Genomic DNA, 1,102 nt, shown 5'->3' on the forward strand with positions numbered 1-1,102 from the left:
CAACATGACTTCGAGTCGTAACTGAGCTTGGTCAAGGCGCTTGGTAATCGTGCGTACCTGAATTAATGAATTGAGATGACGAAGCTGCTGAGCCATCGCCTCGGTTTTCGCCAGTTCAATGTCGCCTTCACGATAGATAACCTGGCGCTGCAAATTGCTGCTGTCGACACGGTCATCATCAATCACAACCAACTTACCCACGCCAGCAGACGCGAGATACAAACTTGCTGCACTACCCAACCCACCACAGCCGACGAGCAACACATGAGATTGACCAAGACGAGCTTGGCCCGATTCTCCGATTTCAGGTAACGAAACTTGACGCTGATAACGAATGAATTCTTGATCAGTAAGCACGATAGTTCTCCATTACCAATGACGTGCTCGTTGTGCTCATCAGTTGGTCGAAAAACTCAATCACTTGTTTCGGCGATTCGGACAAGGTAATCGCACGAACCACCGCTAAACTGGACACGCCACATTGCCAAACTTGCTCTGCGTTTGATTGGTCAATGCCACCAATGGCCACAGTTGGATAGCCAACTCTTTCACCATATGGAATGCTATCGATCAGCTTTTGATACAAGGCTAAGCGAACCAAACCTTGCGGCTTGGATGGCATTTGTTTGGTGGTGGTCGGAAAGATATGCCCCAGCGCAATGTAGCTTGGATTAATTTGGACGATACGCAGCAGTTCATAATAACCATGGGTTGATAGACCTAAGCAAATGCCTGCGGTGCTCAACTGACTCAAATTGGAATCTTCGATATCCTCTTGACCAAGATGAACCCCGAAAGCACCATGCTTGATGGCCAGTTGCCAATAATCATTAATAAAAACTTGAGCGTCATAGTGACGACCGAGTTCAATTGCGCGTGCAATCTGCTGTTCTAAGTCTGGCTGATAGGGGTGTTTGATACGTAGTTGAATCGTGTTGATACCCAATGGCAACAACCGTTCAATCCAACTGACGTCGTCTACTACCGGATAGAGCCCCAAACTCTGTTTGCTCAGATGAGGAAAGTTAACCGACTGTCCGTGTGATGACCAACCTACTTTGATGCCTAAACGACAATCTTCTAAGACTGGTGTAGGAAAATC

General features: G+C 47.2%; 2 protein-coding genes. Both read right to left on the bottom strand.

The features are described from left to right. Positions 1-357, bottom strand: a 357-nt coding sequence (locus R7035_RS25815) for a HesA/MoeB/ThiF family protein (RefSeq protein ID WP_318146392.1), incomplete at its 3' end; no start/stop codon positions are given. Further along, a partial coding sequence (thiE, locus tag R7035_RS25820; protein WP_318146393.1) for a thiamine phosphate synthase occupies positions 347-1,102 on the bottom strand: 756 nt, incomplete at its 5' end. The genes thiE and R7035_RS25815, both read right to left, overlap by 11 nt.

The sequence above is a fragment of the Vibrio sp. 1731 genome, assembly GCF_033339955.1.
Classification (GTDB): domain Bacteria; phylum Pseudomonadota; class Gammaproteobacteria; order Enterobacterales; family Vibrionaceae; genus Vibrio; species Vibrio alginolyticus.